Raw genomic sequence first — 19,714 nt, forward strand, 5'->3', positions numbered from 1 at the left:
ATATGGAAAGAAAAAACGCACCCATTGGTGCGTTTTTTTGTGTTTCAATCGCAGGTTGCGATGTTTACAGCGTTACTTTTTTCACCATGCCCGCTTCGGCGTGGCCGGGAATGTTGCAGGCGAACTCGACGTGGTTATCGCCTTGGAAATGCCAGGTCAATTGCTTGGCCTTGCCCGGTTGTACGGTCACCGTGCTGCCGGAATCATGCATGTGTTGGCCACTCATGGTGCGCATCATATCTCGGTGGGCCAGTTGTTCTTTGGCAGAGCCGATGGAGAATTCATGGTCGATTTTGCCGGTATTCATCACCACAAATTGCACCACGTCATTGGGCTCGATCGTGACCTCTTTTTTGAAGGTGATTTTCATGTCATCAGAGAGCATCACATACACCACTTTGCTCGGTTTAGACCCGGCGGCTGGCATGCCAACGTCCGACATCTCGCCCATGTTCATCATGCCAGCGTGGTCCATACCTGGGTTCGACATGCTCTCATGCGACATCGAACCGGTTGCCATCATGCTGTGATCCATGCCGGATTGCTGGTTGTCGCCGTGCGTCATGTCGGCTAGCGCTAGTGGGGAAGTGAGGCTTAGTGCCAAAGCCAATACAGTGATTTTCATGAGTTATTCCTTTTCAGTGGTTGGTGTGGGTTGTGTTTCACGCTGTTTCCACAGCTTAAAAATGGCGGGCAGTACCAGCAGCGTCAGCAGCAATGCCGATGCCATGCCGCCAATCATGGGCGCGGCGATGCGCTGCATCACTTCAGAACCAGTGCCTTCGCCGTACATAATCGGAATGAGGCCGATGATGACAGTCATCACGGTCATCATGACCGGGCGCACGCGCAGCCCGGCGCCTTCGCGAATGGCGTCGTTGAGGTCTTGCCGTGTCAGGTTTGTTTGGCGTTCTTGAGCCTTGAGTTTGGTGTAATGCCAAGCTTGATTGAGGTACACCAGCATGATGACGCCAATCTCGACCGCGACACCAGCCAGCGCAATAAAGCCCACGCCGACGGCGATCGACAGGTGATAGTCGAGCGAATACATCAGCCATAAGCCGCCGACCATCGCAAGCGGCAATGTCGCCATGATGATCAGCACTTCTCCCACCCGGCGGAAGCTGAAGTAGAGCAGCAGCATGATGATGGTGAGCGTGATGGGCACCACCACACTGAGGCGATCTTTGGCGCGCTCCATGTATTCATATTGCCCTGACCACGTCAGTGAATACCCCGCTGGCAACTTGAGTTGATCGGCCACCACGCGCTGCGCTTCGACCACGTAGGAGCCGAGATCGCGCCCGTCGATGTCGACAAACACCCAGCCATTGGGGCGAGCATTCTCGGTTTTGATCATTGGTGGGCCATCTTCGTAACGCACGTCGGCCACATCGGCGAGTGCAATGCGAGCGCCGTTGGGCGTCACCAAGGGCAGGTTTTGCAGTTTGACCACGGAATCGCGGTAATCCTGCGGGTAGCGCACGTTGATCGGGTAACGTTCCAGCCCTTCAATGGTTTCGCCCACATTCATGCCGCCGACCGCCGTGGCTATCACTTGCTGCACGTCTTTGATATTCAGCCCGTAACGCGCCGCCGCGCGGCGTTTGATGTCGACCGTGACATAACGGCCGCCAGCCACACGTTCGGCATACACCGACGAAGTGCCCTGAATGTGGTTCAAAATCGGCTCCAGCTCAGCGCCAATGCGTTCGATGGTCGCCAGTTCCGGCCCGACGATTTTGATGCCAATCGGGGTTTTGATCCCGGTCGCCAACATGTCGATGCGCGTTTTGATCGGCATGACCCACGCATTGGTGAGGCCGGGAAACTGCACCAGATTGTCGAACTCTTTACGCAGCGATGCTGGGGTGACGCCCTCACGCCATTCGCTGCGTGGTTTCAGTTGGATCACCGTTTCGATCATGGTCAGCGGTGCGGGATCCGTTGCAGTTTCGGCGCGGCCGATTTTGCCCCACACGGTGTTCACCTCCGGCACGGTTTTGATCAGCTTGTTGGTTTGCTGCAACAGCTCGCGCGCTTTCCCAATCGAGATGCCCGGATAAGTGGTCGGCATGTACATCAAATCGCCTTCATCCAATGGCGGGATGAATTCACTGCCGAGTTGGCTGGTCGGGTAGTAGGCCGATGCCATCAACGCCACTGCCACCGCAATCACGGTTTTTGGGTAACGCAGGCTGAGGTTGAGCAGCGGGCGGTACAAGCTCACTAAGGCCTTGTTCACCGGGTTTTTGTGCTCGGGCAGTATGTTCCCGCGAATGAAATAGCCCATCAGCACCGGCACCAGCGTGATGGCAAGCCCCGCCGACGCCGCCATGGCGTAAGTTTTGGTGAAGGCGAGCGGCGAGAACATCTTGCCTTCCTGACCTTCCAACGCAAACACTGGCACAAAGCTGAGGGTGATGATGATCAGCGAGAAGAACAGCGGTGGGCCGACTTCTTGCGCCGCATCGCCAATCACTTGCCAGCGGTTTTTATCGGTCAGCGGCGTGCGCTCGATGTGCTTGTGGACGTTTTCGATCATCACAATCGCACCGTCGACCATGGCGCCAATGGCAATCGCGATGCCGCCCAATGACATGATGTTGGCATTGATGCCTTGCCAGTGCATGACGATAAACGCCGACAGAATGCCGACGGGCAGGCTGAGCGCAATCACCAGTGATGACCGCATATGGAACAGGAACAGCGCGCAGACGATGGCGACCACGATGAACTCTTCCGCCAGCTTCTTCCATAGGTTCTCGACCGCAGAATTGATCAGTGTGGAGCGATCGTAAGTCGGTACAATTTCCACTCCGCTGGGCAAACTGCCTTGCAGGCTGTCCAACTTGGCTTTGACGTTGGCAATCACTTGGCTGGCGTTCTCGCCATAGCGCATCACGATGACGCCGCCGACAGCTTCCCCTTCACCATTGAGTTCCGAAATCCCGCGGCGCATTTGTGGCCCCAAGGTAATGTCGGCAATATCGCCCAACAGCAGCGGCGTGCCTTTGCTGGTCACTTTGAGCGGCAGCGATTGAATGTCTTCAATCCCGGTCAGGTAACCGGTGGTGCGCACCATGTGTTCGGCTTCGGCCACTTCAATCACCGAGGCGCCCGTTTCCTGATTCCCGTTTTGAATGGCGGCGTTGACCTGTTGTAGCGTCAGGTTGTAGGCGCGCAACTTAGCGGGATCAATCTGGATTTGATACTGCTTGACCATGCCGCCCACGGTCGCAACTTCTGACACCCCAGCCACGGTTTGCAGCTCATACTTGAGGAACCAGTCTTGTAGGCTACGCAGCTGCGCCAAATCGTGTTGTCCGGTTTTGTCTTGCAGCACGTAGCTGTAGACCCAACCCACGCCTGTGGCGTCGGGGCCGAGCGTCGGCTTGGCGTTGGCAGGCAGTTTGGGCGCTACTTGGCTGAGATATTCAAGGACCCGCGAACGCGCCCAGTACATATCAGTTTTGTCGTTAAAGATGATGTACACGTACGAATCACCAAAGAACGAATAACCGCGCACCGTCACTGCGCCGGGCACGGCCAGCATCGCAGTGGTGAGCGGGTAGGTGACCTGATCTTCCACCACCTGCGGCGCTTGGCCGGGGTAGCTGGTTTTGATGATCACCTGCACATCGGAGAGATCGGGAATCGCGTCGACCGGCGTTTGCTTCACGCTGAACAGGCCGCCCGCGATGAGCGCAATCGTCGCGACCAACACCAGAAAGCGGTTGTGCAGCGACCAGCGAATGATGGCGTTGATCATGATTGACCTCCGCGGCGTTCAATCGCTTTCAGCACATAATCGGTGCCATTTTTCTGCACTAGAAACCGAACCGGCTGACCTTCCTTCAGCCCACTAAGATCCACCTCATCGCCGACACTGAAATTCATTTCGCCCGCATCCCAGCGCCACTCGGCAACGGGCAAGTGTTTGAGGGTGATCATGCCAAAATCGGCCATCAGCATGCTGATGTCACCGGTCAGCCACAGCTCGCCGGGAATGACGGTGTCACCGATGCGGTAATCGACCACTTGATATTGGCCGTCATCGCCTTTTTTGAGCGCGAACTCAATCGCCTGTCCGCGCTTGAACGGTGCCACGTTGATGTTGCTGGCGAGGGTAAAGTTCATCGTCATGCCCGGCCAGTTCAGTGCCGCGACAGGCTGGTGGCTGATGGTCAGCATGCGCGTTTTTTCCATCACATCGGTGACTTCACCTTTGGCCCAAATCATGTCGCTGGCGGCTTGCAGGCCATCGATGCGCGACAAGTCGGCCGTTTGACTCGATTCTGAATCGAGCAGGAAGTGCGCTGAAGTGACCACGCGGCTTTGTTCATTGAGCCCGTGGCGTACCTCAATGCGATCGCCCGCTTCACGGCCGACATCAATGCGCGCTGAGCGATACTGGCCGTTGCCTTCGGCCAGCACTACGCGGCTCATGCCACCGGAATGAATCACCGCTGACTTGGGAATGGTTAATACCGCTTCTTCCGTGACCGGTTGCAGCGAGATGTTGGCGAACATGTTGGGTTTGAGTTCGCCCTGCGGGTTCGGGAATTTCAAGCGCATGCGCAGGGTGCGGGTTTGCGGGTCGAGAATCGGGTAGACGTAATCGACTTCACCCTGCCATTCGCGCCCCGGCATTGCATCCAGCGTCATCATCGCTTGACTGCCCGCGGTCACCCAGTGTGACTGGCGCTCAAACACTTCGGCATCGACCCACACATTCTCCAGCGGGCCGGCACTGATCACCGCTTGTGCTGGCGAGAGATAGCCGCCTTCACGAATATTCAAGCTGGCGATGATGCCATCGGCTTTGGCTTTGATGTCGACAGACGACGAGGCTTTGCCGCGTTTGAGAATGGCTTGAATCTGCGCGCGGTCGACGCCGAGTGTCACCAAGCGCTCGGTCGCTCCTTTCACCAAAGCGCTGCGTCCGGTGCGATAGGCGTTGAGCAACTCTTCCTGCGCTTTCACTAGCTCGGGAGAGTAGAGGGTGAAGAGTACGTCATCTTTACGCACGCGATCGCCGACCGCGTTGACGTAGAGCTTCTCGACCCAGCCTGCCACGCGCACGTTGGTTTGCCATAAACGGCTCTCATCAAAGGCGATGTAGCCCACGGTTTCAATGCTGGGTGACAGCGGCTCGCGCACGGCTTGGGCGGTTTTGACGCCTAGGTTGTTTTCCACCGACGGGTCGATGGTGACCGTGCCCGGTTTCTGGCTCGCGGTTTGTTCGGCATACACCGGAATCAAATCCATCCCCATGGGTGATTTACCCGGTTTATCGCGTTTGTAGTTTGGGTCCATGGGCGCTACCCAATACAACGGTTCTTTGCTGCCTTCACTGGCGGCGCTGTTCATGGTGTTGTTCATGGCGTTATGTTCGGCGTTCATGCCCGTGAGATACGTTTGGACACCTACGCCCAGAGCTGCGCCGATGGCCAGCGCGATGATTGCAATATGACTGTTTTTCATGATGTGACCTTATTCCTGCTCGGCGGTTGACGTGGAGAGCTGCGGCGGACTGACGTGGTATTCGTAACTGCTGAGCAGCGCCGCGAGGTTGTTGTTGACCAGATTGCGATCGGTGAGCAGGCGCTGATATTCAAGCTGCAACGCCAATTCATCCGTACTGGCCGAAATCACGTCGTTAAACTGCGCGGTATTGTTCTGATAGCCGCGCTCGGTAGCCTGCACGCGCGCTTTGGCTTGCGGTAGCAAGGTCGAGTCAAAACGTGCCAGACGCTGAGCGAGGTTGTCGCGATCGACGCGCAGTGCATTCACTTTGGCGTTCATCTGACGGAGCAAGGTGTCTTTTTGCGACTGCGCCGCGCCAACCTGATACTGCGCTGCCGCGAGGTTGCGGTCTTGGCGGTTGCCGGTAAACATCGGAATGTCGAGGGTCAGATAGGCGCTGACCAAATCCGATGCGGGTTCGCCGCGCATGTTGTTGGCTTGGCGATAGGCATACATCACTTCCACGCCAAACTGCGGCGAGTAGGCTTCGCGCGCAATATCGACCTGCGTGCGATTGGCGGCGATGGCGGCGTCTGCCATGCGCACCACCGGATGACGGCTGAGGTCGGTGTAATAGGCGTTGTCGGTCGACGGGTGGTTGAGGGTTTGCTCCAGCTTAGGCCACGGCAACTGGTTCGATGCCTGAAGGCGATGGGCTGAAAGCAGCCAGTCTGAGCCGAGCCATTCGGAGAGCTGCGCGGTCAGGCGCTGCTGCATCTGCGCGTTTGCCTGCAGCTTCTCGTCTAGGCGTGAGACTTGCAGCTGTGCATTGAGCAGATCTTGCGCTTCGCTTTTGCCAATCGCGTAATTGGTTTGAATGAAATTGACCATCTCATTCATCAGGCTGCGATTTTCCAACAAAATGGTTTGCGCCACCTGCTGATAGCCTAGTTCAAGCCACAATTGAGTCAGCGCGTTGGCGACGTCCAGCTCGCGACCGACGACTTGAAGGTCGACGCCTTGTGCCTGTTGGGTGGCTTTTTTGTGTTGCAGATCGAGCGTGTCACCGCGCTCAAACTGCTGCATCAAGCCGACGGACAGGTTGGTCATCGCATCGTCATCGAATTGGAAGCTGTCGACGGGCAGACCAGTGACGCCCACTTTGAGTTTGGGGTCCATTAAGGTCGCACTGGCACGACCCGTTTCGCGCATCGCTTGCGCTTGTGCGTAATACTGACGACGAATGCCGTCGTTCGACAGCGCCGTCTCAATCAATTGAGACAACGCCTGTGCAGGCTGAGGTGATGGGCTGGCAGGCGAGGTTTCACTCGCCATCGCCATCGTGTTCACCCAAGCCGCAGCGCTGATAGACAGCGCCAAAAGGCATGGTTTTAATTTCACGTTGTTCATCCACAACTGAGCGCGTGACGCGCACGAGAATCTCTCCGCCTGTTAGCAGTTAACGGTTAACTGTTCGTCGAGGCGGAAACCGAGGTTCGAAAGTTGGGATTTAAGCGCTGGGGGGCCGATACAGGGTTTGCGTGCGGTGAATGACATCACCGGCACTGATGGCGTGGTATTGGGTTTGCGTGCTGATCCGCGATGGGATTGGCGCAAGACATGCCATCAACGCCAACGTGTTGGTGCAGGTGGTATCGCAGCAACTGTGCTTCATGTCATGACTGACATCGCATGAGGCGCTGGCGTGGGCATGTTGGGTGTAGGGCTGCTTTGCGTTTGAGTTATCGGTGCAATTGGCGCTGACGCGATGGGGCATCGACATCACAGGTGGCATTGCCATGTGCTTGCTGAGGGTCACATTCATGGCGGGCGAACCAGCAACAAAGCCGGACATCAGCAGCGAAGCTAATGCCAACAGTGTGATTCCGAGTGTCGTCATGAAGTTTAAGCGCATGTAAAAAGGGCAATGACATAAAAAGTGCAGCGACTATAAAGCTTCCCCCTAGGGGAAGGTCAAGCCTGTTTCTCAGATGACGGTATAACGAGGTGGAGATTCTTGACGAAAAAGCAGCGAGGACGGCTGCTTTTTCTCAGGAACATGGTGGGCGGTGACGCTTTGTTCAGATGCATCGTTCAGACACATCGTTCAGACAAACGTATCGTGCAGCCTCCCTTACGCCGCTTGCGGTAGGACTTTGGCAGCTTCTAACGTATGCAATATGGTCGCCGCGTCGATGTGTTCGAGGTCGGTGATATGGAAACAGCGTTCTCCCAGCAAACCGTACACCGCAGGATCGGTGTGGGTGTATAGGCCAATACAACTGGCTCCGGCGGCATCGGCGAGGTGCAGCGGGCCGGTGTCGCAACTGATGAAGCCGTCGGCATGGCGCAGGAAACAGGCCAGTTCACGCAAGCTTTTGCTGCGATAGGTTTGAATATCACGACACAGCGGCGCTTCAATTTCTGGGCCCATTACTTCGATCCACGTGATCGGTTGGTGATGGGCGCGTTCAAACTGGCGCAAAACGTTCAGCCATTCAACATCGGTTAACTTTTTGTCGCCGCGTGCGCCGCGGAAAAATGCCAGACACAGCGAATCGTCCGGTGCGAGCATGGTTTTGGTTTCCAACCCGGCGTGGCACTCGTCCGTGCTGATGCTCAGTTGATGGCTGTTCCACTGGGAGGCCTGTTGTGCTGATGAGTGAATTTGCGGCAGTAAGCTGAGGTTACACAGTGCCGCGTGGCTATAGGCTTTACGAACGGGGAACGTGTGGGTGAATGCAGCATCGTAACGGCTGGTGGCAGCCACTTTATTGCGCGCGCTCATCAAGGCGCACAAAATCGACGATTGCGCCGATGTGCTTGGCGACAGGCAAAGATCAAAGACCTGTTGTCGCAAACCACGCAGCGATGCGATGCATTCCGGCAGGCTGGAAAACGACAGGTTGGCAAACGCGAACGTCTCGATGCCCATATGGGCAAAGAGCGTTTGTTGCCATGGTTTGTTGAGCAGTAACGTGATCTTGGCTTGTGGATAGTGGTGCTGAACCTGACGAATGAACGGAATCAAAAATACCGTGTTGCCGACGCGGTCGTTGCTGCGCACAATCAAAATTTGTTTGACGTCGTTGGCCGCGACTAACTCAGGTTGCGCGTCACGGGTGTTTCCGAGTACCGACAGCAGCAGGTTGGCCACGTGGGTCATTTTGTTTTTACGGTAGCGATCGAATTTACGTAAGTAATTTTTGATTCGCAGTTTTGGGTTCTCACCGACCAGTTGCATCATCATTGCCCTCTCTATTTCGTTTGCCAAACACCGATTTGTCGCCTAGGTCGAATCATCATTCATTCTGATGAGCCGCTTATTCGGATGCTTCGATACATCTGCCTCGACACATTTGCCTCGATACATTCGCCGTATGACTTCAGTGATATTCATCATAGGGCGCGTGACTTAACATATGCTTAAGATGACGATGTTTTATGTCGCTGGGATGAATGTGGCGACAATTCGGGGTATGGCGGCGATGGTTTCATTTTTTGAGTAAAATCAGTCAGATAAATTGCATGGCTGCGTGGGGCGGCGGGAGTTTGCAATTACTGGTTGAACCCAAGGCTTAAAAGATTCAGAATGCCGGACTTTTGGAGTCGCATTCTGCGACGATCCACCGTTCTATTAACTATTGAGAATCAACTATGGGTTTTACCTCGTTAGGTCTATCTGCGCCAATCCTTCAAGCCATCAAGGAAAAAGGGTACGAAACACCTTCTCCAATTCAGGCACAAGCGATCCCCGCTGTGCTGCAAGGCAAAGATGTGATGGCAGCAGCACAGACCGGAACAGGTAAAACCGCCGGATTTACGTTGCCGATTCTGGAGCGTTTAACGGGTGGCCCTCGTGTGCGTGCTAATCAGGTGCGTGCGTTGATTCTGACCCCAACGCGTGAGCTAGCCGCTCAGGTACAAGAGTGCGTATTTACCTACAGCCGTCACCTGCCACTGAGCAGCGCGGTGGTGTTTGGTGGCGTGAAGATCAACCCACAAATGCTGCGTCTGCGAAAAGGTGCCGATGTGCTGGTTGCAACGCCAGGTCGTTTGATGGACTTGTACAACCAGAATGCGGTGAAGTTTGATCAACTGGAAGTGCTGGTGCTTGATGAAGCGGACCGCATGTTGGACATGGGCTTTATTCGCGACATTCGTAAGATTCTTGAGCTGCTGCCGAAAAACCGTCAGAACCTGCTGTTCTCCGCCACGTTCTCCGATGAAATTCGTGCGCTGGCCAAAGGCTTGGTGAACGATCCGGTGGAAATCTCGGTGAGCCCAGCGAACTCTACTGCGAAAACGGTCGAGCAGTGTGTTTACCCAGCCGACGTGAAAAAGAAAGCGCCGATGTTGGTGAAACTCATCAAAGACGGCAATTGGCAGCAAGTGCTGGTGTTTACCCGTACCAAACGCGGCGCGAATAAGCTGGCCGCATTTTTGAATGAAGAAGGCATTAAAGCGGCGGCGATTCATGGCAACAAGAGCCAGGGCGCACGTACGACAGCTTTGGCCGAATTTAAATCGGGCGAATTGCGCGTGTTGGTTGCGACCGACATCGCGGCGCGCGGCATCGACATTCCACAACTGCCTCAAGTGGTGAACTTTGAGCTGCCAAACATAGCGGAAGATTATGTGCACCGCATTGGCCGTACGGGCCGTGCGGGTGAAGCAGGTCGCGCGATCTCTTTGGTGTGTGCTGTAGAAGCGCCGGATCTGTTTGGCATTGAACGTTTGATTCAGCAAGTCTTGCCGCGCGCAGAACTGGACGGCTTTAAGCCGACCAACGCTGTGCCAGAATCAAAACTGGACACTCGCCCAATCAAACCGAAAAAACCGAAAAAACCGAAGAAACCGAAAAAACCAGCAGTGCAGGGCGAACGCCATGCACAAGGCGAAAAGCCGGCCTCGCAAGGCCGAAAGCCAAATCAAAACGCGGGCGGTAAGTCTAAGCCATCTCGTCAAGGTGAGGCGCGCCAAGGCCGAGCGCCAGCCAAGAGCGATCAGCCTGAGGGGGCGACATCCAAACCGCGCAGCGGCGCTCGAAACGGTAAAGCCAGCGAGCAAAACGCGGGCACAGCAGCGAACAAACCAAAGCGTCATCAACCACGCAACGGCAACAGTGCGAACAAAGGGAACAACGAGAACTCAAACAGCCGTAGCCCAAGCCGCAATAGTCAAAACCGCAGCAATAGCCAAAGCCGCGGCAATGGTCAAAGCCGCAATGGCCAAAATCAAAATGGCGGCGCGCCACGTGCCCGTCAAAATGCAGATGCCAATCGTTAATTGAACGCTTTGCTCGCAATAAAAAACGCCAGATCGTGATGATCTGGCGTTTTACTATGTGTTGTTGATGAATGGTGTGTTGTTGATGAATGTGTCTCGTGGATGAGTCGCGGCTGATGCACCGCCGCTCACGCTGCGTGATTAAGGTTTATACCACCCTTTTTGATATGCCATGCTGCCGAAGTTGGCGTAGGCATGCGCTTCTTGTGTCAGTGCGTCATCGCTTTGAGTCGGCGTGAGATTTTCCCCATCCAACAGGAAGGTTTGTGGCGCTTTGTCAGGCTGGAAGACGACCGCTTTGCCCGCTTTTAAGTACGCGAAGTTTTTGTCGTATTGCAGCATCGCGCGCGGCTGAGAGGCCGTCAGCGGTTTGGTGAAATCGTTGCCCAGCATAGGATGCTCACCAGATGCGCCAATCAACGATAGCAGTGTTGGGCCAAGGTCAATCTGGCTTGCCAGACGATCATCCACTTGGTGTGGTACATCGTGACCGAAAATTACCGCCGGAATGTGGAAGTGACGTACGGGGACAAGGCTTGCGCCATAAACCCGTGAGTCGTGATCCGCGACGACCACAAAGATGGTGTCTTTCCAGTATTCTGATTGCTTGGCTTTTTTGACAAATTCGCCCAGCGCATAATCCGAGTATTTCGCGGCGTTATTGCGCGTCTGTTTGTCGCTGTCGTAAGGCGTAATTTTACCGTCTGGATAGTCGTATGGTGAATGGTTCGATGAGGTAAACACCAAGCTAAAGAACGGCTTTCCTTGTTGGTGGAGTTCAGTAAATTCTTTGTTGGCTTGATCATACAGATCTTCATCCGATGCGCCCCAAGAGCCGGTAAAATCGACTTTGGCGAAATCGCTGCCTTGAACGATATCTTGGAAACCGTTGCCAAGGAAGAAGGTCTTCATGTTGTCGAAGTGCGCTTCACCGCCGTAAATAAACTGGGTACGATACCCTTGATTGCCAAGGAAGCTCGCCAGCGTGAAGAAGTTCTGTTGTGATTTGCCCAGTTTGACCACCGCACGTGCTGGCGTTGGTGTAAAGCCGGTGACCACCGCTTCAATCCCGCGCACCGAACGTGTTCCCGTGGCGTATAGCCGCGTGAAGTTCCAGCCTTCATCCATGATTTTGTCAAGGTTCGGGGTCAGCGGTAGGCCACCGAGTTTGCCCACATAACGGGCACCCAAGCTCTCTTGCAGCAGAATCACTAAGTTCTTTTTGCGTCCGGGAAAGCTGGTGGTGTGCATGGTTTTGGTCGGCGTACTTGGGTCGGCGAAATCCGCCGCGGGGTTTTGCATGGTGCGGTGAATTTCACGCAACAAGGTTTGCTGATCCATCGGGCCGTAGAAATCGGCGCTCGACATCTCTTTCTGCGCTAGTTTCCACGCAAATGCCACCGAATAGGCGGAGTTAATGCTTAAATCGTTGAGCAGGTGATCGGTTGAGAACGCCACCAACGCCGGGTTGATCGGGCGGTGTTCCAACGTGCCGCGCGCGCCCAGTACCACCAAACACGTTAGCACCAGTTGCATCGCCAATTGCGGTAACACGGCGCCTTTCACGTCGGCGCTCCACAACGCATCAAAGACTTTACTCAGTAGGCGAGCGGCCAAAAACAGGATGACAAACGTCACCGCAATTTCGGTTTTGTAGCCAGAGGCCAGCATCGAGAACACCTCTTTAGGATAGATCAGGTAGTCGATAAACAGGCGGTTGGGGCGCAGGTCGTATTCAAGGATAAAGGTGGGCGTGATCAGTTCAAAGAACAGAAACAGCAGGCTGCCCGCCACCAAATACACTTTGAGCGGTAGGCGAATGTAGCGCGTCGCACGCAACAGCGTGGCGGCGATGATCAGCAGCAGCGCAGGTGCAAACAGATAACCGACCGACGAGATATCGATTCGCAGGCCGCCGATAAAAATCTGGCCAAAATCGGTGGTCGAAAACACGCGCTCGCTTTGCCACACCGAGAGCATCAGACGTGACAAACTCAGCAGCAGCAAATCAATCAAAACAAAGCACAGCAATGGCAGCAGTGCACCCAATTTAAATTTGGCGCGCTCGCCAGTGAACGCAGAAATTAGTGTAGCCATAATACGGTACCCCAAACAGCCAATGAACATCCCATGGCCAAAAGAACCAGTGCCGACCCGATATTCTTCGCAACGCCAGACAGTGTGTGATATTCCAAACCGATACGATCCACCACGGCTTCGATGGCGGTGTTGACCATCTCAGCAAATAACACGAACACCATGCTTAACATCACCAGTAAGGTATGCATGGCGGGTAGATCCAACCAAAACGCGAACACGGTCAGTGGCACGAAGAGCATCAGCTCTTGTTGAAACGCCGCTTCGTGCTTACACAGCCACTTGAATCCGTTAAAACTGTGGACAAAGGTATAAACAATCCGGTGCACCCCGGTGCGTTTAATGATGACTTCCTGTTGCATTGAATGAGAACTCTATAAATAGGGGTTATGAATCTAAAAGGCAGCTTTGCGTGATATCCAGCTCGCTGTTCTGAACCTCGGTACGCACACCATAAAAACCCAGCAGGCTATGGAATAAGTTGTCGTGTGACAGCGCGCTTGTTTTCGCTTTGTCTTTGAGGCATTGCGTATTCAAGCCTTTCTGCTGTGCATATTGCTCTGGCATCCAAAGCAGCCAAGGCACGTGCGTCTGTTCGACTGGAGCAATCGCGTAAGGGGTACCGTGTAGATACAGGCCACTTTCCCCCAGTGATTCACCGTGGTCGGAAATGTAAGTCAGCATCACGTTGTAATCGTTGGAGACACTTTTCAGCTCATTGATCACTTGTGCTAACACATAGTCGGTGTAGACCAAGGTGTTGTCATACACGTTGACAATTTGTTGGTCGTTGCAGTTTTCGATATCACTGCGGTTACACGCGGGTTGGAAGGGCGCTTGTGCATCGGGGTACCGTTGCCAGTAGGTTGGGCCATGGCTTCCGATGGTGTGGAGTACCAGCAATTTGTTGCGTGCGCCGTCGTCAATGAACTTTTTCGCATCGCTGAGCATGGCCACGTCAAAACAGGTCGAGCCGTTGCAGTCGTCATTTTTTAGTGAGGCGTCAATCGACAGATAGGGCAGTTTTTTCGCGACGCCTTTGTCGCCGCCGTCGTTATCGATCCAAAGCACATCAACCCCGGCGTGTTGCAGCACATTGAGCGCATTGTCTTGCGCGGCAGCGCGGGGTTTGTTGTAGCTATCGCGCGTCATGTTCGAGAACATGCATGGCACCGACAATGCGGTATACGTGCCGCATGAGGAGACGTCCTGAAACGCGATCAACCCCATGTCTTTGGTGTAGGGGTTGGTGTCGCGCTGATAGCCGTTGTAGGCAAAATTCATCGCACGAGCAGTTTCACCCAGCACCACCACCATCAGCGTGGGTTTGCCGTTTGGTGTGGCTGCAACCTTGGCATCGGTGCCCAAGGTTTGGTAGGCCAACTTGGTTTCGAAGTAGGTTTTGTTAAGGTATTTCACGCCATTGTAGAGATGCGCGGGAATAATCATTCTGTTCAGGTAGTGATTGTTTCGACCGACTGAGGCGTAGTCTTTGTAGCTGGTGGCCGCAATCAAACCAATCCCCGCGACCGCGATGATGACGATGCCCACACGCGATGCGATCGCGCGCATCCAAGTGCGGTGCGGGGTGATGCGCACCATGGCGAGGAAGAGACACGGCACCACACCAAAGCCGAACAAATAAAGAAGTGTCGCCGTGTTGAGGTAAAACGATATTTCTGAAGAGTTGGTTTCAAACACGCTTTCCATCATGGTGGTGTCGAACAGCGTTTGAAAATTGACTTCGGCATACAGCGCTGCAGCGGATGTTAGCACCACAAATGCCATAAACGGCTTGAAAAAGTATGGCCAGGCAAATGCGGAGAAAATAATAATGAAGGCGCAAGTTAGAAGAACAGGCGCTGTGTAGGCAAACAACGGATTGGAGACATCCGCACTCAAACGGAAAATAGTCTTCAGCACGGGATAATTCATCACCGTACCAAAATAGACCGCGAAAACCACAATGAGCGTGGTCATGCTCATGGGGAGACGCGGAAATGAAAGACGACTTGAGTTTGACATGAAGAATAAACCTGACGATGAAACGATGGCGCTATCATGCGAATCTAAACTTAAGATTAGCTGAAGACACCTTCAGTTTTTTTCGTCATGCAAGACCTGCAATTGCGAGCACATTAGCAATGTTGAATATTCATTCACTGAACATCATTCTGTGATCAAAAGGTTGTATTGTGTAAATTTTATGTTTGAAATATAAACTTAAGTTTATGTGTCATTTGGTCATTTTGGTGGTTGGGTGAATGAATGGCTTGTTTTTTGTGAGGGTTTTGTGGCGCGCGTGCGCCGACTTGGACGATGCCGAAAGGGTGCGGTCGGTATTCGACCGAATTCGAACGATTTAGCGCATCACCTTGGCCAGTTGGCCATAGACGTAGGCAAGTTCGGCCACGGTACTGGCAGCAAACTTTTTCATCAGATTCGCGCGATGCACTTCGACAGTGCGCTGTGCAATGCACAGTTCGTCGGCGATGCGAATATTGCGTTTACCGGCAATCAGCAGTTTGAGGATCTCTTTTTCGCGTGTCGTTAGCGATTCAAATGCGGTTTTTGCCGCCAGCAGATCTAGCTTCGATGCTGACTGTTGCAGCCCTTGCGTGATGGCGGCGGCGAGTTCGTCGCCTTTGACGGGTTTTTGAAAGAAGTGAATCGCGCCCGCTTGCAGCGCATCCACTGCCATCGGCACATCGCCGTGACCGGTCAGATAGATGATCGCCAGCGGACTGTTGGCCTCGTTGAGCCGTTGGTGCACTTGCTGGCCGCGCAGCTCGGGCATGCGGCTGTCCAAAATCACGCAGCCGGGTTTGAGCGGATTGATGTGGTCGAGAAACGCCTTGCCGCTGGCAAAGGTGGTGACGTGGAAACCGTGCTCTTGCAGCATAAATTGCAGAGAATCACGCACCGATTCATCGTCATCAACCACATAGACGGGCAGGTGTGGATTCGATTCACTCATTCATGCGCTCCTGAATTTACGCCCAATAGGGCAGAGAAAGGCTGACGATGCAGCCGTGTGGCTCGACGGACATCAGGCTGATTTGCCCGCCATGGCTTTCCATCACATCGCGACAAATTGCCAGCCCCAATCCGAGGCCATGCGCTTTGTGACTGACAAACGCTTCACTCGGGGTGCCGTGTTCCAGTCCGGTGCCGTTATCGACCACGCGAATGTACAGCGTCTCGGGCTGATAATTAGTATGTAGCGCGATTTTGGGCTGATAACTGCCGGATGCTTCACGCTCTTGATACAGCAGGCAGGCGTCGATGGCATTGCTGAGCACATTCACCAGCACTTGCTGCATACCGACGCGGTCTGCTTCTACGGCAATGACGTCGCCTTCGCTGCTGCGGCTGATCGCCACCTCGTATTTTTGCAAGCGGTAGTGCATCAGTTCCAGTGTTTCGTCGAGCAGGGTTTCGATGTTGCACGGCTGCTTTTCAAGGCTGCGTTTTTTAATCAGGTTACGTAGCCGATTGATGATCGCATCGGCGCGATCGACCTGTGCCTGAATCTTTTCAAACACCGGCGTGATCTCTTCTGTCGGGCGCTGCTTTGCCACGCGCAGCAAACCGCCTTCACTGTAATTACGAATCGCCGCCAGCGGCTGATTGATTTCATGCGCCAAGCTGCTGCCGAGTTCGCCCACAATCGCCACGCGCTGGGCGTGTTCCAACTGTTCGCTTTTCTCTTTGAGGCGCCGCTGCGTTTTCTCCAGTGCTTGTTGGCTTTTGCTAAACCGGTATTCGAGCCAGAAGTGGTAGGCGTTCAACACCACCACCACGATAAACAGCGCCCAAGCCCACTCCTGATGAAAACGCAGCCAGCGGATCGCCTCTTTCCACCACGGCTCCTGCAATGGATGCAGATCGAGCGCCTGATAGAGTTTATCGATGGACAGCAAGCTGACGGGCGAGCTCCAACCGGACGCGCCCGCGGCGATGGCGGCCGGGCTTTCGGCAGGCATCGCAAGCAGCGCGCGGGTGACTTGTTTGGCGAGAGGCGCCGATGCGCGGTCGGTTTTGGCAAACGACCAATTCGGATAAAGGTGAGTCGAGACCTGACAATGGAAATCTGCGTTGGTGTCGACGTTGAGCACGCGATAGCGATTGGCCTCCAGCAGTCCTTCACGGGTCATGGTTTCCAGCAAACACGCGGGTACGACCGCCGCCTCGACAAACCCATCACGCAGCTGATAGAGGTTGGCGTCAATCGGGAACCCCAAAAAGCGCACGTTGGCGAAAAAATCATTCGGATGAAAGCCAAGTTCTAACACCTGATAGCGCAGCGTGAGGTAGCCACCAAAAGCGCGCTCGGAGACCGCCGCCATCGAATGTCCGGCGATATCCGCCAGTTGCTGATAAGGGGATTCGGCTCGCACCACCAACGCCGAGCCGATGGCGTCGTTAGAATGACTCGGCGCGCGATTAGTGAGTGTTGCCATCCACGACAGCTCGTACTGCCTGCCGAGGCGCACTGCCTGACCGGGGTTGGTGACGATAAACTCCATGCTCTGTGATTTCACCGCATTCAGCATGCCGTCTAAATCGAGCGGATGCAGCACAAACTCGGCATCCGGAATGTGTTGATTGAGCCAATCGATGGTCGGCTGCCAGCGCTGCTTTGCTGCCAGATTGCCGCGAATCGCCAACACCCCAACATCAACGACAGGCTTGATTTTGGAAGACTTAACTTGATTGGCCGCCTGTTGTGCCGCGATGCTTTGCGCGCTCAACAAGCACAACCCCAGCAGGATGGGGAACATCAAACGGCAAACTAACGAAGTGAACATGCGGTCTTCATCCCTGAATGCATCAATTGGCGACTAGGATAACAGCAACCCGCATCATGCCCCATTTGTTTTAGATCAATGAACCGCCGGGTATGTGGAAAACCACAATACCGACCGCGTCGCGCATTGCTGACAATCAACTCACCCAACCCAATTCAGTAGGTGAGTGATGGATTCCACCAAACGACGTTTTCTCAGCGCGGTGACCGCTGGTGCTGCGTTAATCCCCGTAACCGGGATTGGCACGGCAACGGCCAGTACCGTGATACGCAATAACCAAGCGCCGGACCGCAAAGGACAAATTGGCAAACGCTATGCAATGTTGATAGACCTGCGCAAATGCGTGGGCTGTCAGGCCTGCACGGTCGGATGCAGTGTCGAAAATCAGATGCCTATCGGCCAGTTTCGCACCACCGTCAAACAGTACGAAGTGACCTTAACCGATGGCTCGCAGGCGACTCAGCAGGTGAAAGCGTTCACGCTGCCGCGCTTGTGCAACCACTGCGATAACCCGCCGTGCGTGGCGGTGTGTCCGGTACAGGCCACTTTTCAGCGTGAGGACGGCATTGTGATGGTGGATAACAGTCGCTGTGTGGCGTGTGCCTATTGTGTGCAGGCGTGTCCTTACGATGCACGGGTGATCAACGAACACACCCTGACGGCGGATAAATGCACCTTCTGTGCGCATCGTCTGGAACAAGGCTTACTGCCAGCGTGCGTGGAAACCTGTGTCGGCGGCGCGCGCATCATCGGCGATTTGAACGATCCGCATAGTCAGATTCGCCAGCTAATGGCGCAGCATCAAGGCGAACTGAAAGTGCTGAAACCGGAAGCTAATACCCAGCCGCATGTGTTTTATCTCGGCATGGATGAACGCTTTACCTCGCACATTCAAGGCAAAGCCGCCATTTACGAGCCGCTAGGAGGCCACGCATGAACATCACCGAAGTGTTGGTTGCGCCGCAAGCGATCGCCTGGCTACCGTGGGCGGTGCAGTATTTCTTCTACATTGGCTCGGCGTACGCCGCGGCCATGCTCTTTTTGATTGCGTTGCTGTTTGAAAGGCGCAGCAGCCACCGCTTACGTGCCGCGCTGGTGCTTACGTTGGCGATTGGCGCCATGGTTGGCCCGTTGGCACTGACTGGCGATTTGCATCAACCCGGCCGAGCGTGGCACTTCTACGCTTACATTACGCCGTGGTCGTGGATGTCGCTGGGCTCGCTATTTCTGCCGCTGTTTTCAGCGCTGGCGGTGGCGACGGCTTGGCTCTATCTGCGCGCCGATTTGATTGCGCTGCAGCAAAGCCGTAGTTTGGTGTTGCGCTGGGTTGGTCAACTGTCGCTCGGACAATGGCGCACCTCGCGCCGTTTGATGCTGCTGGTGGCGACGCTGACTATGTTCTCGGGGCTGTCGATTGCGCTCTATACCGGCGCGGAAATTGCCGCCGTGAGCGCACGTCCGCTGTGGCATCAACCCGCCGCGCCGCTGCTGTGGTTTGTCACCGCGTTTCTGGCCGTCGTCGGTTTTAGCTTGTTTGTTTATCTGCTGGTGCCGAAAGCCATTTCGGCGCAACTGAGTAGCTTTGATCTCAGTTTACTGAAGAAAACCGTGTCGCTCAGTGCGATGCTGGCGCTGATTTTAGTGCCAATTTGGGCGGCCAATAACCCAACGTTTTCACTGTATGAAAATGCGCAATGGACGCAGCATCTGGCGCTGCTGACTGCGGCGCTGCTGGGTTGTATCGCATGGGCATTTTTGAGCTTGCATGAGCGAACCCGCGGGTTGGGCTTGATTGGCATGATGGCACTCAGCCTTGTCGCTGCTTGGTTGGTGCGCTGGGTCACCATGATGCAGGTGCAGACCATTCCTAAGTTCGATGTCGGGCCTTATCCGTATGAATTGCCTTGGGGCGCCAATGGCGCGCTCGGCATCGCGGGCATGTTCGGTTTGTGGCTGGCGCTGGCACTGCTGGGCAGTGAACTGGTGCAACATCGCGCGCAAACCCATCCCTCATCCGTACTGACACACCACGAGTAGGAGAAACAGAA

The 19,714-nt window shown here is 54.8% G+C and carries 14 protein-coding genes; 3 read left to right on the plus strand and 11 right to left on the minus strand.

From position 1 onward, the window contains the following. Positions 1–64: 64 nt before the first annotated feature. From ACF8PK_RS04245 to ACF8PK_RS04270, 6 genes are all read right to left on the minus strand, one after another. The gene (locus tag ACF8PK_RS04245) at positions 65–625 is read right to left on the minus strand and encodes a cupredoxin family protein (RefSeq protein ID WP_392440199.1); all 561 of its coding nucleotides are present in this window, start codon (positions 623–625) and stop codon (positions 65–67) included. 3 nt (positions 626–628) lie between these two features. After that, the gene (locus ACF8PK_RS04250; RefSeq protein WP_392440200.1) at positions 629–3,772 is read right to left on the minus strand and encodes an efflux RND transporter permease subunit; all 3,144 of its coding nucleotides are present in this window, start codon (positions 3,770–3,772) and stop codon (positions 629–631) included. Then, positions 3,769–5,487: an efflux RND transporter periplasmic adaptor subunit gene (locus ACF8PK_RS04255; RefSeq protein WP_392440202.1), complete on the minus strand. Its 1,719-nt coding sequence runs from the start codon at positions 5,485–5,487 to the stop codon at positions 3,769–3,771. The genes ACF8PK_RS04250 and ACF8PK_RS04255 overlap by 4 nt, the downstream gene beginning before the upstream one ends. 9 nt (positions 5,488–5,496) lie before the next feature. Further along, positions 5,497–6,879 (minus strand): TolC family protein, encoded by a 1,383-nt coding sequence (locus ACF8PK_RS04260; RefSeq protein WP_392440204.1) that lies wholly within the window; start codon positions 6,877–6,879, stop codon positions 5,497–5,499. Between the two features lie 100 nt (positions 6,880–6,979). Continuing rightward, positions 6,980–7,369: a hypothetical protein gene (locus ACF8PK_RS04265; protein WP_392440206.1), complete on the minus strand. Its 390-nt coding sequence runs from the start codon at positions 7,367–7,369 to the stop codon at positions 6,980–6,982. Between the two features lie 234 nt (positions 7,370–7,603). Further along, positions 7,604–8,719 carry a glycosyltransferase family 9 protein gene (locus ACF8PK_RS04270; RefSeq protein WP_392440208.1) on the minus strand — a complete coding sequence of 372 codons (1,116 nt, stop codon included), beginning with the start codon at positions 8,717–8,719 and terminating at the stop codon, positions 7,604–7,606. A gap of 407 nt (positions 8,720–9,126) precedes the next feature. Between ACF8PK_RS04270 and ACF8PK_RS04275 the strand changes: the two genes are divergently transcribed. Continuing rightward, entirely contained in the window at positions 9,127–10,758 is a 1,632-nt protein-coding gene (locus ACF8PK_RS04275; protein ID WP_392440210.1) for a DEAD/DEAH box helicase, read from the plus strand. A 141-nt stretch (positions 10,759–10,899) separates the two neighbouring features. Here ACF8PK_RS04275 and ACF8PK_RS04280 read toward each other — a convergent pair whose 3' ends face one another. From ACF8PK_RS04280 to ACF8PK_RS04300, 5 genes are all read right to left on the minus strand, one after another. Then, positions 10,900–12,855 (minus strand): LTA synthase family protein, encoded by a 1,956-nt coding sequence (locus ACF8PK_RS04280; protein WP_392440212.1) that lies wholly within the window; start codon positions 12,853–12,855, stop codon positions 10,900–10,902. Further along, positions 12,843–13,217 carry a diacylglycerol kinase gene (locus ACF8PK_RS04285; RefSeq protein ID WP_004725154.1) on the minus strand — a complete coding sequence of 125 codons (375 nt, stop codon included), beginning with the start codon at positions 13,215–13,217 and terminating at the stop codon, positions 12,843–12,845. The genes ACF8PK_RS04280 and ACF8PK_RS04285 overlap by 13 nt, the downstream gene beginning before the upstream one ends. A 25-nt stretch (positions 13,218–13,242) precedes the next feature. Further along, entirely contained in the window at positions 13,243–14,835 is a 1,593-nt protein-coding gene (locus tag ACF8PK_RS04290) for a phosphoethanolamine transferase (RefSeq protein ID WP_392440607.1), read from the minus strand. 382 nt (positions 14,836–15,217) lie between these two features. After that, positions 15,218–15,832 carry a response regulator transcription factor gene (locus ACF8PK_RS04295; protein ID WP_024375251.1) on the minus strand — a complete coding sequence of 205 codons (615 nt, stop codon included), beginning with the start codon at positions 15,830–15,832 and terminating at the stop codon, positions 15,218–15,220. 16 nt (positions 15,833–15,848) lie between these two features. Continuing rightward, positions 15,849–17,666 carry a PhnD/SsuA/transferrin family substrate-binding protein gene (locus ACF8PK_RS04300; RefSeq protein WP_392440215.1) on the minus strand — a complete coding sequence of 606 codons (1,818 nt, stop codon included), beginning with the start codon at positions 17,664–17,666 and terminating at the stop codon, positions 15,849–15,851. A 169-nt stretch (positions 17,667–17,835) separates the two neighbouring features. Between ACF8PK_RS04300 and dsrO the strand changes: the two genes are divergently transcribed. Continuing rightward, the gene (gene dsrO, locus ACF8PK_RS04305; RefSeq protein ID WP_014204772.1) at positions 17,836–18,603 is read left to right on the plus strand and encodes a sulfate reduction electron transfer complex DsrMKJOP subunit DsrO; all 768 of its coding nucleotides are present in this window, start codon (positions 17,836–17,838) and stop codon (positions 18,601–18,603) included. Continuing rightward, entirely contained in the window at positions 18,600–19,703 is a 1,104-nt protein-coding gene (gene nrfD / locus ACF8PK_RS04310; protein WP_392440217.1) for an NrfD/PsrC family molybdoenzyme membrane anchor subunit, read from the plus strand. Before dsrO ends, nrfD begins: the two co-directional genes overlap by 4 nt. The last annotated feature ends 11 nt before the right edge of the window (positions 19,704–19,714 follow it).

Origin of the sequence: Vibrio sp. CJQ_6 (genome assembly GCF_043106745.1) — a bacterium.
GTDB classification, from domain to species: domain Bacteria; phylum Pseudomonadota; class Gammaproteobacteria; order Enterobacterales; family Vibrionaceae; genus Vibrio; species Vibrio furnissii.